11 protein-coding genes are annotated in these 15895 nt (G+C 72.4%); 4 read left to right on the forward strand and 7 right to left on the reverse strand.

Annotated features, from left to right (window positions below):
• Positions 1 to 16: 16 nt before the first annotated feature.
• From murD to rsmH, 7 genes are all read right to left on the reverse strand, one after another.
• Complete coding sequence (murD, locus tag ABD224_RS10755) at positions 17 to 1477, reverse strand: UDP-N-acetylmuramoyl-L-alanine--D-glutamate ligase (RefSeq protein WP_344049187.1); 1461 nt, start codon at positions 1475 to 1477, stop codon at positions 17 to 19.
• Positions 1474 to 2547 (reverse strand): phospho-N-acetylmuramoyl-pentapeptide-transferase, encoded by a 1074-nt coding sequence (mraY, locus tag ABD224_RS10760; protein ID WP_344049188.1) that lies wholly within the window; start codon positions 2545 to 2547, stop codon positions 1474 to 1476. Before mraY ends, murD begins: the two co-directional genes overlap by 4 nt.
• The gene (locus ABD224_RS10765; RefSeq protein ID WP_344049189.1) at positions 2544 to 3959 is read right to left on the reverse strand and encodes a UDP-N-acetylmuramoyl-tripeptide--D-alanyl-D-alanine ligase; all 1416 of its coding nucleotides are present in this window, start codon (positions 3957 to 3959) and stop codon (positions 2544 to 2546) included. The genes mraY and ABD224_RS10765 overlap by 4 nt, the downstream gene beginning before the upstream one ends.
• Before the next feature lie 74 nt (positions 3960 to 4033).
• Positions 4034 to 5554: a UDP-N-acetylmuramoyl-L-alanyl-D-glutamate--2,6-diaminopimelate ligase gene (locus ABD224_RS10770; protein WP_344049245.1), complete on the reverse strand. Its 1521-nt coding sequence runs from the start codon at positions 5552 to 5554 to the stop codon at positions 4034 to 4036.
• Positions 5555 to 5769: 215 nt separating this feature from the next.
• Positions 5770 to 7701 (reverse strand): peptidoglycan D,D-transpeptidase FtsI family protein, encoded by a 1932-nt coding sequence (locus ABD224_RS10775; protein WP_344049190.1) that lies wholly within the window; start codon positions 7699 to 7701, stop codon positions 5770 to 5772.
• A 5-nt stretch (positions 7702 to 7706) separates the two neighbouring features.
• Positions 7707 to 8366 (reverse strand): cell division protein FtsL, encoded by a 660-nt coding sequence (gene ftsL, locus ABD224_RS10780; RefSeq protein ID WP_344049191.1) that lies wholly within the window; start codon positions 8364 to 8366, stop codon positions 7707 to 7709.
• 13 nt (positions 8367 to 8379) lie between these two features.
• Positions 8380 to 9384, reverse strand: coding sequence for a 16S rRNA (cytosine(1402)-N(4))-methyltransferase RsmH (gene rsmH, locus ABD224_RS10785; protein WP_344049192.1), 1005 nt, complete (start codon positions 9382 to 9384; stop codon positions 8380 to 8382).
• A gap of 427 nt (positions 9385 to 9811) precedes the next feature.
• Between rsmH and ABD224_RS10790 the strand changes: the two genes are divergently transcribed.
• From ABD224_RS10790 to ABD224_RS10805, 4 genes are all read left to right on the forward strand, one after another.
• On the forward strand, positions 9812 to 10366 hold the full coding sequence (locus tag ABD224_RS10790; protein ID WP_344049193.1) for a beta-class carbonic anhydrase: 555 nt from the start codon (positions 9812 to 9814) through the stop codon (positions 10364 to 10366).
• A 270-nt stretch (positions 10367 to 10636) separates the two neighbouring features.
• On the forward strand, positions 10637 to 11710 hold the full coding sequence (locus tag ABD224_RS10795; RefSeq protein WP_425580960.1) for an AAA family ATPase: 1074 nt from the start codon (positions 10637 to 10639) through the stop codon (positions 11708 to 11710).
• Entirely contained in the window at positions 11710 to 13095 is a 1386-nt protein-coding gene (locus tag ABD224_RS10800) for a DUF58 domain-containing protein (RefSeq protein WP_344049194.1), read from the forward strand. Before ABD224_RS10795 ends, ABD224_RS10800 begins: the two co-directional genes overlap by 1 nt.
• A gap of 97 nt (positions 13096 to 13192) precedes the next feature.
• Complete coding sequence (locus ABD224_RS10805) at positions 13193 to 15586, forward strand: transglutaminase TgpA family protein (RefSeq protein WP_344049195.1); 2394 nt, start codon at positions 13193 to 13195, stop codon at positions 15584 to 15586.
• The last annotated feature ends 309 nt before the right edge of the window (positions 15587 to 15895 follow it).

Raw genomic sequence — 15895 nt, forward strand, 5'->3', positions numbered from 1 at the left:
GCGCAGGCGGCCGGGGTCAGGCACCGAGTTCGGACACAGCCCGGGCGAACGCCTCGCCGCGCTTGATGTAGTTGGCGAACATGTCCATGGAGGCGCAGGCCGGGGCCAGCAGGACCGTGTCACCGGGCCGTGCCAGCCGCCGCGCCTCCTGGACGGCCTGGAGCATCGCCCCAGTGTCGGTCCGGTCGAGGTCGACGACGGGTACTTCCGGGGCGTGTCGCGCGAGGGCGTCGCGGATCAGGGCGCGGTCGGCGCCGATGAGGACGACACCGCGCAGCCGCTTCGCCGCTTTCGCGACCAGTTCGTCGAAGGTCGCGCCCTTCGCCAGACCGCCCGCGATCCACACGATCGACTCGTACGACGCCAACGAGGCCTGGGCGGCATGGGTGTTGGTGGCCTTGGAGTCGTCGACGTAGGCCACGCCGTCCACATCGGCCACGTGCGCGATGCGGTGGGCGTCGGGGGTGAAGGCCCGCAGACCGTCCCGGACCGCCTTCGCCGGCACGCCGTAGGCGCGGGCGAGGGCCGCCGCGGCAAGGGCGTTGGCGACGTTGTGCGGGGCGACGGAACGAGCGCCCGGAGCGCCTTCCCCAAAGGGCTGAAGGGCGGCCGACGCGCCGATGTCGGAGATCTCCGCCAGCTCCTGGGCGTTCCTGTGCCGGTTCTCGACGAAGGCACGGTCGACCAGGATGCCGTCCACGACGCCGAGTTGGGAGGGGGCGGGGGTGCCCAGGGTGAAGCCGACGGCCCGGCAGCCCTCCACGACGTCCGCCTCGCGCACCAGGTCCTCGGTGGCCTTGTCGGCGGCGTTGTAGACGCAGGCGACGCGGTTGCCCTCGTAGACGCGCCCCTTGTCGGCGGCGTAGGCCTCCATGGAGCCGTGCCAGTCGAGGTGGTCCGGGGCGAGGTTGAGGACGGCGGCGGAGTGGGCGCGCACGGAGGGCGCCCAGTGCAGCTGGTAGCTGGAGAGTTCGACGGCGAGGACGTCGTACTGCTCCTCGCCGAGGACGGCGTCCAGCAGGGAGACGCCGATGTTGCCGACCGCGGCCGTGCGCAGACCCGCCGCCTCCAGGACGGAGGCGAGCATCCGCACGGTCGTGGTCTTGCCGTTGGTGCCGGTGACGGCGAGCCAGGGGGCGGCTTCCCGGCCGTCCCGGCCGCGCAGCCGCCAGGCGAGTTCGACGTCGCCCCAGACGGGGACGCCGGCCCGCCCGGCGGCGAGGAACAGCGGCTTGTCCGGCCTCCAGCCGGGCGCGGTGACGATCAGCTCGGTGCCGTCGGGCAGGGTGTCACCGTCGCCCAGGCGCACGGCGACACCCAGTGCCTCCAGCTCCGCGGCCTGCGTCCGGGCCCGCTCGTCGTCACCGTCGTCGACGACGGTGACCTTCGCTCCGAGGCCGCTGAGGACCTTGGCCGCCGGGACCCCGGAGACCCCGAGTCCGGCGACGGTGACGTTCTTCCCCTGCCAGTCGGTCACTTGTCAGCTGCCCATCCCGCGTAGAAGATACCGAGTCCGACAATGACACAGATGCCCTGAATGATCCAGAAACGGACCACGACGAGCACTTCGGACCAGCCCTTGAGTTCGAAGTGGTGCTGGAGCGGCGCCATCCGGAAGACGCGCTTGCCGGTGAGCCGGAAGGAGCCGACCTGGATGATCACCGACATGGTGATGAGGACGAACAGGCCGCCCAGCAGCGCGAGCAGCAGCTCGGTGCGCGAGCAGATCGCCAGGCCCGCGAGCACACCGCCGAGCGCGAGCGAGCCGGTGTCGCCCATGAAGATCTTGGCGGGCGAGGTGTTCCACCACAGGAAGCCGAGGCAGGCACCCATCAGCGCGGAGGAGACGACCGCGAGGTCGAGCGGGTCGCGCACCTCGTAGCAGGCGCCCGGGTTGGTCAGCGTCTGCGCGTTGGCGCAGGACTCCTGGTACTGCCAGACGCCGATGAACGTGTAGGCGCCGAAGACGAGCACCGAGGCACCGGTGGCCAGACCGTCCAGACCGTCGGTGAGGTTCACGCCGTTCGACATCGCCAGGATCATGAACAGCGCCCAGACCACGAATAGCACCGGGCCGATCGACCAGCCGAAGTCGGTGATGAACGACAGCTTGGTGGAGGCGGGGGTGTTGCCGCGGTTGTCCGGGAACTGCAGCGCGAGCACCGCGAAGACGACACCGAAGATCAGCTGGCCGGCCATCTTCGCCTTGGCCCGCAGGCCCAGCGAACGACGCTTGACGATCTTGATGAAGTCGTCGAGGAAGCCGACCAGTCCCATGCCGACCATCAGGCCCAGCACCAGCAGACCCGTGTAGGTCGGGGGCTTGCCCGTGATCACCTTCGACAGGAAGTACGCGGCGACCGTCGCCAGGATGAAGGCGATGCCGCCCATGGTCGGTGTACCGCGCTTGCTGGCGTGCTCACGCGGGCCGTCGTCACGGATGTACTGACCGTAGCCCTTGCGGGCCAGGAGCTTGATCAGCAGCGGAGTGCCGATCAGAGTCAGGAAGAGGCCAATGACACCCGCGAACAGGATCTGCTTCATCATCGGGCGGCAACCTCACCCTCGGCACCGGCCTCGAGCAGCGCCTGGGCGACGCTCTCCAGACCGACCGAACGGGACGCCTTCACGAGTACGACGTCCCCCGGCCGTACCTCGCTGCGCAACAGGTCGATCGCCGCCTGTGCGTCGGACACGTGCACCGACTCCTCACCCCACGAACCCTCGTTATATGCGCCCAGTTGCAGCCAGGACGCTTCCCTGCCCCCAACTGCGACGAGCTTGCTGACGTTGAGCCGGACGGCGAGCCGCCCGACCGCGTCGTGCTCGGCGAGCGCCTCGTCCCCGAGCTCGGCCATCTTGCCGAGCACCGCCCAGGTCCGCCGTCCCCGGCCCATCGCCGCGAGCGCGCGCAGGGCGGCCCGCATGGACTCCGGGTTGGCGTTGTAGGCGTCGTTGACGACGGTCACGCCGTCCGGGCGCTCGGTGACCTCCATCCGCCAGCGGGAGAGAGAGCCCGCCTCGGAGAGCGCGGTGGCGATCTCTTCCGCGGACATGCCCAGCTCGTGGGCGACGGCGGCCGCGGCGAGCGCGTTCGACACGTGATGCTCACCGTACAGGCGCATGGTCACATCACATGCACCGGAGGGTGTATGAAGCCGGAAGACGGGCTGCCCGCTGTCCGTGAGTCTCACGTTCTCGGCGCGTACGTCCGCTTCGCCGGACTCTCCGAAAAGGATCACCTTCGCCTTCGTACGGGAGGCCATGGCCCGCACCAGGGGGTCGTCGGCGTTGAGGACCGCGGCACCGCCCTCCTCGGCGGACGGCAGGCTCTCCACCAGCTCGCCCTTCGCCCGGGCGATCTGCTCGCGGCCGCCGAACTCGCCGATGTGGGCGCTGCCGACGTTGAGCACGACGCCCACCTTCGGCGGGGTCAGTCCGGTGAGGTAGCGGATGTGGCCGATGCCGCGGGCGCCCATCTCCAGCACGAGGAATCCCGTCTCCTCGGTGGCGCTCAGCGCGGTCAGCGGCAGCCCGATCTCGTTGTTGAGCGAGCCCGGTGTGAACACGGTCGGCGCCTTGCGCCGGAGCACCTGGGCGATGAGGTCCTTGGTGCTGGTCTTGCCCGCGGAGCCGGTCAGCGCCACGAGGGTCGCACCGAGCCGGCGCACGACATGGCGGGCGAGGGCGCCGAGGGCGGTCTGCACGTCCTCGACCACGATCGCGGGCACGCCGACGGGCCGGGACGCCAGTACGGCGGCCGCGCCCGCCTCGACGGCGGCGCCGGCGAAGTCGTGGCCGTCCACACGTTCGCCGACGAAGGCGACGAAGAGGCTGCCGGGTGCCGCCTCGCGGGAGTCCCGGACGACGGGTCCGGTGACGCTCACGGACGGATCCGGTATGTCGTGCATCTGCCCGCCGACGACTTCTGCGATCTCGGCGAGGGAGAGGGCGATCACAAGTTCATCCCCTGGTCTTCTGGATTTTCATCCCTGGGCCTTCAGGATTCTCGTCCCCGGGTGGTGACGGAGGTTCATCCCTGGGTGTTCTGGATGGCTTCGCGAAGCACCTGGCGGTCGTCGAAGGGACGGACCACTCCGGCGATGTCCTGGCCCTGCTCGTGGCCCTTGCCGGCGACCAGCACGGTGTCGCCGGGCCGGGCCCGGGCGACGGCGGCGGCGATGGCGGCGGCCCGGTCCTCGAACAGGAGCACCTCGCCGCGCTCGTGCGCGGGCACCGAGGCGGCGCCCTCGAGCATGGCGGCGAGAATGGCAAGAGGGTCCTCGGAGCGGGGGTTGTCGGAGGTCAGCACGGCGGTGTCGGCGAACCGGGCCGCGGCGGCGCCCATCGGCGCGCGCTTGCTCCGGTCGCGGTCCCCGCCGCAGCCGAGCACGAGGTGCACCCGGCCCTTGGTGACCTTGCGCAGGGCCTTGAGGACCGACTCGACGGCGTCCGTCTTGTGCGCGTAGTCGACGACCGCGAGATACGGCTGTCCGGCGTCCACGCGGTCCAGGCGGCCCGGGACGCCCGGCACGGCGGCGACGCCCTCGGCGGCGGCCTGCGGGTCGAGGCCCGCGGCGGCGAGCGCCACGACGGCGGCGAGGGTGTTGGCCACGTTGAACGGGCCCGGCAGCGGCGAGCGGGCGCTGATCCTCCGGCCCTCGGGGCCGACCACCGTGAACGTGGAGTCGACCGGGCCGGTCCGGACGTCCTCGGCGCGCCAGTCGGCGTCCGGGTGGCCCTCGGCCGAGAAGGTGACGACCGGGACGGTGGCCTCCTCGGCGAGCCGGCGCCCGTACTCGTCGTCGAGGTTGATCACGCCGAGCCTGCTGCGTTCGGGGGTGAACAGCTGGGCCTTGGCCCGGAAGTAGTCCTCCATGCCGGAGTGGAACTCCATGTGCTCCGGGCTGAGGTTGGTGAAGACGGCGACGTCGAAGACGCAGCCGTCGACCCGGCCGAGCACCAGGGCGTGGCTGGAGACCTCCATGGCGACCGCCTCGACACCGCGCTCGCGCATGACCGCGAACAGGGCCTGGAGATCGGTGGCCTCGGGGGTGGTGCGCTCGGACTTGATGCGCTCCTCGCCGATGCGTGTCTCGACCGTACCGATCAGTCCGGTGGACTTCGCGGTCCTCAGGCCGCCCTCGACGAGGTAGGCGGTGGTGGTCTTGCCGGAGGTGCCGGTGATGCCGATCTGGAGCAGGTCGCGGCCCGGCCGGCCGTAGACCGTGGCCGCCAGCTCGCCCATCCGTCCGCGCGGGTCGTCCACGACCAGGACCGGCAGTCCGGTCGCGGCGGCGCGCTCGGCGCCGGAGGGGTCCGTGAGCACGGCGGCCGCGCCCAGACTCACCGCCTGTGCGACGAAGTCGGCGCCGTGCGTGCGGGCTCCGGGCAGGGCGGCGTACAGGTCTTTGGGGCGTACGGCGCGCGAGTCATGGGTGATGCCCGTGACCTCGACCGCGCCGTCCGGGGCGGCGACCCCCAGCTGACCGGCGAGCTCCGCGAGAGGTGTGGCGGAGACCCGGGCCGGTCTCGGCGGTCCCGGATGCGTCACGGAAGCGCCTTTGTCGGTGGTCTGGGACTGATCAGCGTGTGGCACGGCCGTGAGCGTACCCGGCGTACCTGCCTCGGAGCGAAGTGAGGGCCGGAGCGGGAGGCTGTCGCCGGGGCCGGAGGTGATCGTTGTCACGGCTGGTTCCTGGGTCTTCCGTTCGGGTGATGCCGGGTGTGGAGGGGAGGGGGAGGGGACGTGGGGGCGGCGGGCGCCGGTCATGGCTTGAATTCGACGGGCAGGTTCGCGGGCTTGGTCCCGGTCGGCGGCACCTGGAGCGTCTTCAGCGCGAACGCCATGACCTCCTTGTAGATCGGGCCGCAGATCTGGCCGCCGAAGTAGCTGCCCCGGGTGGCGTTCTGGATCGCGCAGTAGACGGTGATGCGGGGTTTGTCGGCGGGGGCGAATCCGGCGAAGGAGGAGGTGTAGCCACGGTATCTGCCGGTGGCCGGATCCACACGGTTGGCGGTACCGGTCTTGCCCGCGACGCGGTAGCCGGGGATGCGTGCCTTGACGCCGGTGCCCTGCTCGTCGTCCACCACGGACTCCAGCATCTGCGCGAGTTCCTTCGCCGTCTTCTCGCTCACGACCCGCTTCCTCTCCGGCTCGGGGGCCGGGGTGAAGCGGCCGTCGGCGTCCCTGGTGCCGCGCACCAGGGACGGCTGGACGCGGACCCCGCCGTTAGCGATGGTCGAGTAGACGGACGCGGCCTGCAGGGCGTTGATGGAGACACCCTGGCCGAAAGGAATCGTGTACTGCTGCGAGGTGGACCACTTGTCGGGCGGGGCGAGGATGCCCCTGGTCTCGCCGGGGAAGCCGAGGCCGGTCGGCTCGCCGATGCCGAACTTGCGCAGGTAGGAGTAGAGGACCTTGTTGGCCTCCTGCTGGGTCTTGCCGAGCTGGCCGGTGGCCAGGATGGTGCCGATGTTGCTGGACTTGGCGAGCACGCCGTTCAGCGTGAGGTACCAGGTCTCGTGGTCGACGTCGTCCTGGAAGAGCCGGTCGCCGCGGTGCAGCCGGTTGGGCACGACGACGTGGGTGAGCGGCGTGGCCGCCTTCTCCTCCAGCACGGCGGCCATGGAGACGACCTTGGCGGTGGAGCCGGGCTCGAAGGCGTCCTGGACGGCGGCGTTGCCGAGGGCGGCCGGGTCGGCGCGGGACAGGTCGTTGGGGTCGAAGCCGGGGGAATTGGCCATGGCGAGGATCTCGCCGGTGCGGGTGTCCTGCACGATGACGTAGCCGCGGTCCGCCCCGGACTTCCTGACCTGCTCGGTGATGGCGTGCTGGGCGGCCCACTGGATGTCGCGGTCGATGGTGAGCACCACGTCGGAGCCGGGCACCGCGGGTGTCTCGGTGGAGCCGGCGGTGGGCACCTCGCGGCCGCCGGACTGGGCATAGCGGATCTTGCCCGGCTTGCCGGCCAGTTGCTCGTTCAGCTGCTGCTCCAGACCGCCGCCGCCCTTGCCCTCGGCGTTGACCCAGCCCAGCACCCCGGCGGCGAGGTCGCCGTTGGGGTACACGCGCTTGCTGCTGGGTTCGGAGAAGACGCCGGCGAGGACGTTGACCGTGCTCTTGGTCCTGTCCGTCCGGGCCTTCTTCGCGAGCGCGGTCTTCAGGTCCTTGATCTGCTTCCAGACCTGCGGGGCCTGGCGGCGGGCGAGCAGCACGTACCGGGTGTTCCGGGTGCGGAGCTTCCTGGCGATCGTGGCCTGGTCCTGCCCGAGGATCGGGGCGAGGAGGGCGGCCGCCTGCTCGGGCCCGTCGTCGATCTCCAGCTGCTCCCGGGTGAACATCGTCGGGTCGGCGGTGATGTCGTCGGCGTCCACACTGGTCGCCAGCGCGACCCCGTTGCGGTCGGTGATGCCGCCCCGCTCGGCGGCCAGGGTGTGCACCACGTACCGGTTCTCGTCGGCCTTGGCGGCATACGCGCTCGCGTCGATCACCTGCACCTGCAGCAGCCGCGCGGCGAAGACGAGCAGCACCAGGGTCAGCGCGACCCCGACCATCCGCAGCCGCGGCCGGGGGTTGCCGAGCCGGATCCGCCCGGGTGCCGGCCGCCGGTCCCCCGGCCGGCGATCCGCCGGGCTCCCCGGCCGGGCGGGCCTGGCGGGCCCGGGCACACGACGACGCGGAGTCTGCCTGTCGGACACTTCCGTCACCTGCCGGGGGTGGTCGGGGGCATGGAGGGGTGGGAGAGGGACGAGAGAGACGAGAGAGACGAGAAAGACGAGGGGGACGAAGGAGACGCGAGAGGCGTGGGAGGGGACGCGGGAGACGAGAGGGGGGAGGGCGACAAAGAGGACGGCAAGGGGGACGACAAGGGGGAGGGGGGGAGCGTGGCCGCGCCGGTGGGCGGCGCGGTGTCCGCGAGGGCACCGGGTGCGGGGTACGGCGTGGTGAGGGCCTCGGGCGCGAGCGGCACCGCCGGTGCGTCGGCCTGGGGGGCCGGGGCCTGGGCGGGCGAGGGGACACCCCTCACCGTGCCGTCGGGAGACAGGAAGACGGGGTCTCCGCCGGGGACCATGCCGAGTTCCTGCGCGCGGCGCTGGAGGGCGTCCGGGGCGGAGTAGGCGTCGATGTCCCGCTGCAGGGCCTGCTCCTCGTCGGTGAGGTTCTTGGTCTCCTTGCGCAGGTCCTCCCGCCGGAACGCGCCCTCGCTGAGCGCGGAGTTCAGCATCAGCAGCGCGATGAGGCCTCCGCCGAGCAGAAGGACGACCAGAAGGACGAAGGGCGTGCGGGCGGCCTGGTTGCGGTGCGCCGGAAAGAGCCGGGCGAGCCGGGCGGCGCGCCCCCTCAGTTCGGGCTTTCTGCTCACTGGTCCCCCTGCCTCACTCGACGTCCTCCCTGATGCGCTCGGCGGCGCGCAGCCGGGCCGGTGCCGCTCTGCGGTTCTCGGCGATCTCCTCCTCGGTGGGAAGTTCGGCACCGCGCGTGAGCAGCTTGAGCCGGGGCTGGTAACGCTCGGGCACGACCGGGAGCCCGGGGGGCGCACTCGACGTGGCACCGGCTGCCAACACCTGCTTGACCAGGCGGTCTTCGAGCGAGTGGTACGACAGTACGGCGATCCGGCCGCCGACTTCGAGTGCCTTCACCGCGGCCGGGATCGCCCGTTCCAGAGCGGCGAGTTCGCCGTTGACCTCGATGCGCAGCGCCTGGAAGGTGCGCTTGGCCGGGTTGCCGCCGGTGCGCTTGGCGGCCTGCGGCAGCGCGTCACGGATGAGCTCCACCAGCCGGGCGCTGCGGGTGATCGGCTCCTTCTCCCGTTCGCGCACGATCGCGGCCACGATCCGCTTGGCCTGCTTCTCCTCGCCGTACGTCCGCAGAATGCGCACCAGTTCACCGGGCGGGTAGGTGTTGAGGACCTCGGCGGCGCTGATGCCGGTGCTCTGGTCCATGCGCATGTCCAGGGGCGCGTCCTGGGCGTAGGCGAAGCCGCGCCCGGCCTCGTCCAGTTGCATGGAGGAGACCCCGAGGTCGAACAGGACGCCCCGCACGCGCGCGATGCCCAGCCGGCCGAGCACATCGGGCAGCTCGTCGTAGACGGCGTGCACCAGGGTGGCCCGCTCGCCGAAGGGGGCCAGCCGCTCGCCGGACAGCCGCAGCGCCTCCTTGTCCCGGTCCAGGGCCACGAGCCGCACTCCGGGGAAGCGGGTGAGCAGCGCCTCGCTGTGCCCTCCGAGGCCGAGGGTGCAGTCGACGACCACCGCTCCCGGCTCCTGGAGCGCGGGCGCCAGCAGCTCCAGGCACCGCTGGAGCATCACGGGAACGTGCCAGCCGCCGTTCCCCCGTCGCCCGTCGCCGCCCTTGTGCGGAAGCGCTTCGCGCCCATTCATTTTTTCGGGACCCTCTCAGCTTCGGCGCATCCCGCACGCACCGCCGGGTCCCCCGCCGCTCAGGTACGAAAAGCCTGCCGGCGCCGGAAGCGTCGGCCGACCGGAAGCGGGAGGAGGGCCGAGCCGTACGTACGCGCCGCGCACGTGTCGGACCGCCGGCACTCGGACCGGGGCCCTGGAAAATGCAGTCCAGCAGGAAGAACCACGCCTCCCGCTTCGCGTCACTTTAGTCCACCCTGTCTCGCGGTCAATCAATCGGCCTGCGCGTCGCACGACAGAGTGCCGGTGACACCGGAATTCACGGAGATTCACCCGTGCGGATGGAATTTTCCGTCTGTGTGGGGTCACTCACAACCAGCCATGTTGGGATTCTTTGTCCGCATCTCACAACAGGACCACAACGAGCGCGGCCAGTAACGTCGTGCCTATGACGACATCCGCACCGGTCCCTCCCAGGGACGAGGACGCCATGGAGGACATGGCGGCAGGCACGGTCACCGACCGTCTCGTGGAGGCCAACCTGCGCTATGCCGCGGCGTTCACCGACCCGGGGATGGACGCCCGGCCCGTGCTGCGCGTCGCGATCGTGGCCTGCATGGACGCCCGCCTCGATCTGCACGCCGCGCTCGGCCTGGAGCTCGGCGACTGTCACACCATCCGCAACGCGGGCGGTGTGGTCACCGACGACGTCATCCGCTCGCTGACCATCAGCCAGCGCGCCCTCGGCACCCGCAGCGTCGTGCTCATCCACCACACCAACTGCGGTCTGGAGTCCCTCACCGAGGACTTCCGCCACGAGCTGGAGATGGAGGTCGGACAGCGTCCGGCCTGGGCCGTGGAGGCCTTCCGGGACGTCGACCAGGACGTGCGGCAGTCGATGCAGCGCGTGCGCACCTCGCCGTTCCTGCCGTACACCGACGATGTGCGCGGCTTCGTCTTCGACGTCAGAACGGGCCTGCTGCGCGAGATCGACCCCGCCTGACCGCCACCGCGCCCGGACGTCCGGTGCACGCCATGTCCTCGTCACCGGCAAAAGGCCATAAGAGCCGACTTGTCGCGGCCAGTTGTCCGGAGACGAGTGACACGAATCGGTAACGGCGGCAAGAATGCGGGATGTGGCCGCCCGCGGAACCCGTTCGCGGGGTGGCCGTGACGTGGAGCGGGCCGGGCCGCGCAGTGGGGAGCCGGCCCGGAAAGCTTTCGGGGTACCCCTGCTCGGCAGAGGGCGTGGGGAAAGGCCGAGGAGGGCCGGGTGACGACCTATGACGCGCGGGCGAGCCAGGGGGGTGCCCCCGCTCGAGCGGAGTCGGGAGCGGGGGACGATCTGACGTCCACCGTGGAGCGGGTGCGCAGTTCGGTGGAGAAAGTGATCGAGGGCAAGCCCGAGGTCGTACGGCTTTCGCTGACCGTACTGCTCGCCGAGGGACATCTTCTGATCGAGGACGTTCCCGGAGTGGGCAAGACGATGCTCGCCAAGGCGCTGGCACGGTCCATCGACTGTTCGGTGCGGCGCATCCAGTTCACTCCCGACCTGCTGCCCTCGGACATCACCGGTGTGTCCATCTGGGACCAGCAGCGCCGGGACTTCGAGTTCAAGCCGGGCGCCGTCTTCGCACAGATCGTGATCGGCGACGAGATCAACCGCGCCTCGCCCAAGACCCAGTCGGCCCTGCTGGAGTCCATGGAGGAACGGCAGGTCACCATCGACGGGCAGACCTATGAACTGCCCACCCCGTTCATGGTGGTGGCCACGCAGAACCCGGTCGAGATGGAGGGCACCTACCCGCTGCCCGAGGCCCAGCGCGACCGGTTCATGGCCCGGGTGTCCATCGGCTACCCGAGCCCGGACGCCGAGTTGCGGATGCTGGACGTGCACGGCGGGGTGAACCCCCTGGACGACCTCCAGCCGGTGGCGCACGCACACGAGATCGCCAAGCTGATCGAGGCGGTGCGCGAGGTGCACGTCGCCGAGCCGGTGCGGCGCTATGTGGTGGACCTGGTCGCCGCCACCCGCACCCACCCGGACCTCAGACTCGGCGCCTCGCCGCGCGCGACCCTGCACCTGCTGCGCGCGGCGAAGGCGTCCGCCGCGCTGAACGGCCGGGAGTACGCGCTTCCGGACGACGTCCAGGCGCTCGCCGTGGCCGTTCTGGCCCACCGGCTGCTGCCCACCGCCCAGGCCCAGCTCAACCGCCGTACCGCCGAGCAGGTCGTCCAGGAGATCCTGCAGAACACCCCGGTGCCCGCGGGGCCCCGGCAGACCGGCGGCTCCGGCCCGGGCCGCGGCGCCCCGGCGTACGACCGGCACACGCCCCGGAGGCCGTGATGACCCACGCGGGGGCCGCGCACGCGGAGAACGGCCAACAGGGGCGGGGCGGTGTCCGCACCGCGCTGGCCGGCCTGACCACCCGGGGACGCTCCTTCCTGGCCGCCGGGATCGCCGCCGCCCTCTGCGCCTACGTTCTCGGCCAGCTCGACCTGCTGCGGATCGGTCTGCTGCTCGCCGCCCTCCCGCTGGTCTGCGCGACCGTGCTGTACCGCACCCGCCACCAGGTGGCCGGCAGCCGGCGGCTCTCCCCCGCACGCGTGCCCGCCGGCGGCGAGGCCCGTGTGCACCTGCGCGTGGACAACGTCTCCCGGCTGCCCACGGGGCTGCTGATGCTCGAGGACCGGGTGGCGTACGTGCTCGGGCCTCGGCCCCGCTTCGTGCTCGACCGGGTCGAGCCGGGCGGGCGCCGCGAGGTGTCCTACCGGGTCCGTTCCGACCTGCGGGGCCGCTATCCGCTGGGCCCGCTGCAGCTGCGTCTGACCGATCCGTTCGGAATGTGCGAGCTGACCCGGTCCTTCTCGGCCCACGACACCCTCACCGTCGTGCCGCGCGTGGAGCCGCTGGCACCGGTGCGGCTGAGCGGCGAGGCCAGGGGGTACGGCGACGGACGGCAGCGCTCGCCGGCGCTGGCCGGCGAGGACGACATCATCCCGCGCGGGTACCGCTACGGCGACGACCTGCGCCGGGTGCACTGGCGCTCCACCGCGCGCCACGGCGAGCTGATGGTGCGCCGCGAGGAGCAGCCGCAGCGTGCCCGCTGCACGGTGCTGCTCGACACCCGGGAGCTCGCCTACCGGGACTCCGGCCCCGACTCGGCCTTCGAGTGGGCCGTGTCCGGTGCGGCCTCCGTCCTGGTGCACATGCTGGAGCGGGGCTACTCGGTGCGGCTGCTGACCGACACCGGCAGCCTGGTGCCCGACGGGGCCTCCGACGGTTTCACGGGAGCCGGCCAGGAGTCGGCGGACACGGCCGGTCTGCTGCTGGACGCCCTCGCCGTGATCGACCACTCGGACGGGGCGGGCCTGTCCCGCGCCCACGACGCGCTGCAGGGCGGCCCGCAGGGCGGCAGGGAGGGACTGCTGGTCGCCTTCCTCGGCGACCTGGACGAGGTCCAGGCCGCGGTGGTCGCCCGGATGCGCCGGCACAGCGGCGCGGCGGTCGCCTTCGTCCTGTCCGGCGCGACCTGGTCCCGCGACCCGGCCGCCGCCCTCACCCAGGCCGACCCCGCCGAGGAACGTCTGCGCCTTCTGCGCGAGGCCGGCTGGACGGCCGTCGCCGTGCCCCGCGGCGCGGCGCTGGACGAGGTGTGGCGCCAGGCGGAGCACGAGCGCACGGTCCTCGGCGCGACGAGCGGCACGGCCTTGGGCGGGGGATGGTCATGAGCGCCACAGGGACCCGGGCCGCTCTGGGCGCGGGGCGCGGGCGGCCCTGCGGGGAGCCGGCGGGGCCGAGCCGTACGGGTGAGCGGGAGGGGTGGTCATGAGCGGGCGGGCGCGGCTGGCGTGGTGCGCCGCGGCGGCCACGGTGATGACGGCGTGCGCGCTGCTGCCGCTGGTGTCGTCCGCGACCTGGCTCGTGCAGGTCGCGCTGATGCTGGCGGTGCAGTCGGGCGTCGGCGTGGTGGCCCGGCGGATACCGCTGGCACGGCCGCTGACCACGGCGGCGCAGACCCTGGTCGCGCTGATGCTGCTGACCCTGGTCTTCGCCCGGGAGCAGGCCCTCGCCGGGCTGGTGCCCGGCCCGGAGTCCTCCGGGCGCCTGGCCGAGCTGCTGCGGCAGGGCGCGGACGACGTCGGCCGGTACGCCACTCCGGCGCCGCTGACCGACGGCATCCGGCTGCTGCTCGTCGGCGGGGTGCTGCTGATCGGGCTGCTCGTGGACACCCTGGCGGTGACGTTCCGCAGCGTGGCCCCCGCGGGGCTGCCGCTGCTCGCCCTGTACTCCGTGGCCGCGGGCCTGTCCGAGGGCGGCACCGACTGGCTGTGGTTCCTGGTCGCCGCCGCCGGCTATCTGATGCTGCTGCTGGCCGAGGGCCGGGACCGGGTCTCGCAGTGGGGGCGGGTGTTCGCCGGGGCGGCGCCCCCGGGGGGCAGAGCGGCCGGGGTGACCGCGCCGGTGCGCACCGGGCGCCGGATCGGCGTGCTCGTCCTGGGCATCGCCCTGGCCGTGCCGGCCGTCCTGCCGGCCATGCGGGGCGGGCTGCTGGACGCCGCCGGCACCGGAGTCGGCACGCGCGGCGGAGGCGGCGGCACGATCTCCGCGGTGAACCCGCTGGTGTCGCTGCGCGACAGCCTGAACGTCGAGGAGAACCGCACGGTCATGAGCCTGCGCACGGACACGTCCGACATCGCGGACCTGTATGTGCGGATCGTGTCCCTGGACGACTTCGACGGCGCCACCTGGAAACCGTCCCAGCGGCGCATCGTCGGCGTGCCCGACCCGTTCCCCGCCCCGGTCGGCCTGAGCGGCGACGTCAGGCGCAGGGAGATCACCACCACCATCGCGACGGCCGACTGGTACGCCCAGGACTGGCTGCCGATGCCGTACCCGCCGCGTGGCGTGCGCATCAAGGGCGACTGGCGCTACGAACCGGTGGGCATGACCCTCGTCGGCGACCACGGGCAGAACACCCGCGGACTGACCTACCAGGTGAAGAGCCTTCAGCTGCAGCCGACGGCGGAGCAGCTCGCGACCGCGCCCGCTCCGCCGCCGGCCCTGAGGCGCGAGTACACCAAGGTGCCCGAGTCGCTGCCGGCGGACGTGGCGCGGACCGCCCGCCGGGTCACCGAGGGCGCCTCGAACTCCTACGAGCGGGCGGTCAAGCTGCAGGACTGGTTCGCCGTCGACGGCGGCTTCCAGTACGACACGCAGGTCGAGACGGGCAGCGGGCCGCAGGCCATCTCGCGGTTCCTGGAGAACAAGCAGGGCTTCTGCGTGCACTTCTCCTTCGCGATGGCCGCGATGGCCCGCACGCTGGGCATACCGGCCCGGGTCGCGGTGGGCTTCGCGCCCGGCTCCCCGCAGAGCGACGGCACGGTGGCGGTGGGGCTGAGGGACGCGCACGCCTGGCCCGAGCTGTACTTCGAGGGGGTCGGCTGGACCCGGTTCGAGCCGACTCCGACGCGCGGCACCGTGCCGTCGTACACCCGGCCGGAGGCCCCGGGCACCAGCCTGCCGAACCCCGAGGAGTCGTCCCAGGAGGAGAGCACGGAGCCTTCCGCGGCGCCCTCGGCGAACCGGAGCTGTCCGCCGGAGCTGATGCGGCTGCGGGAGTGCGGGGTCCCGTCCGCGCAGGCCGTGCCGCCCTCCGGTGGCGACGGCCCGAAGTGGTACGCGGTCCTGGGATGGGCGCTCGGCGGCCTGGCGGCCGCCGTCCTGCCGCTGTCCCCGCTGCTGTGGCGCCGGCGGATGCGTTCCGTCCGGCTGGGCGCGCACGGGCGCGGCGAGGCGGACGTGGCGCCGCACGTCCTGGGGGTCTGGGAGGAACTGACGGACACGGCCTGGGACTTCGGGATCCTGCCGGACGAGTCGCAGACTCCGCGCAAGGCCGCCGCCCGGATCGTGCGTCTCGGGCGCCTCGACCCGGACTCCGCGGCCGCGGTGCACCGCCTGGCGAGCGCCGTGGAGCAGGTGCTGTACGCGCCGCGCCCGCGCCCGGTGGCGGGGCTCGCCGAGGACGTCCGCCGGGTCACCGGGGCCCTGCGGAGCACGGCGTCCCGCGGCACCCGGCTGCGGGCCGTGCTCGCCCCCCGCTCGGCCATGCGCCTGGTCTGGTCGGCCTCGGCCCGGTGGGCCGCGCTCCGCTTCCGGATCCGCTCCCGCCTCGCCGCCCTCCGGCCGTCCCTGCGCAGGCCGTCGGGGCAGCGGGGCTGAGCCGGCCGGGCGGCGCCGGGGAGGGTTCCCCGGACATGCGCAGAGGACATGTGCAGACATGCGCAGCCGTGCGGAGAGGGCTGTCCGGACATGCGTGAGGGGGTGACCACCGTCGGTGGTCACCCCCTCGTCGGAGTCAAGGGTGATAGGCGGGTCAGGGCCTGCCCCGGCCGGGGCACGGAAAAAAGCGGAAAAAGATGCCCGGCTCTCGCCCAGGTGGGTGGAGACGGCGCGGCCCTGTGCTCACAGAAGCCCGGGAGAGCGCGCCGGAGCCTGCGGCACGGTCCTGCGGGCTGATGCGCGTGAGAG

It is taken from the genome of Streptomyces thermoalcalitolerans (assembly GCF_039525155.1).
GTDB lineage: Bacteria > Actinomycetota > Actinomycetes > Streptomycetales > Streptomycetaceae > Streptomyces > Streptomyces thermovulgaris.

What these genes read in the sequence shown, in the direction of transcription:
- ABD224_RS10790 (WP_344049193.1), top strand. Translation starts at nt 9,812, where the DNA reads ATGACGACATCCGCACCGGTCCCTCCCAGGGACGAGGACGCCATGGAG.
- ABD224_RS10805 (WP_344049195.1), top strand. Translation starts at nt 13,193, where the DNA reads ATGAGCGGGCGGGCGCGGCTGGCGTGGTGCGCCGCGGCGGCCACGGTG.
- ABD224_RS10800 (WP_344049194.1), top strand. Translation starts at nt 11,710, where the DNA reads ATGACCCACGCGGGGGCCGCGCACGCGGAGAACGGCCAACAGGGGCGG.
- mraY (WP_344049188.1), bottom strand. Translation starts at nt 2,547, where the DNA reads ATGATGAAGCAGATCCTGTTCGCGGGTGTCATTGGCCTCTTCCTGACT.
- rsmH (WP_344049192.1), bottom strand. Translation starts at nt 9,384, where the DNA reads ATGAATGGGCGCGAAGCGCTTCCGCACAAGGGCGGCGACGGGCGACGG.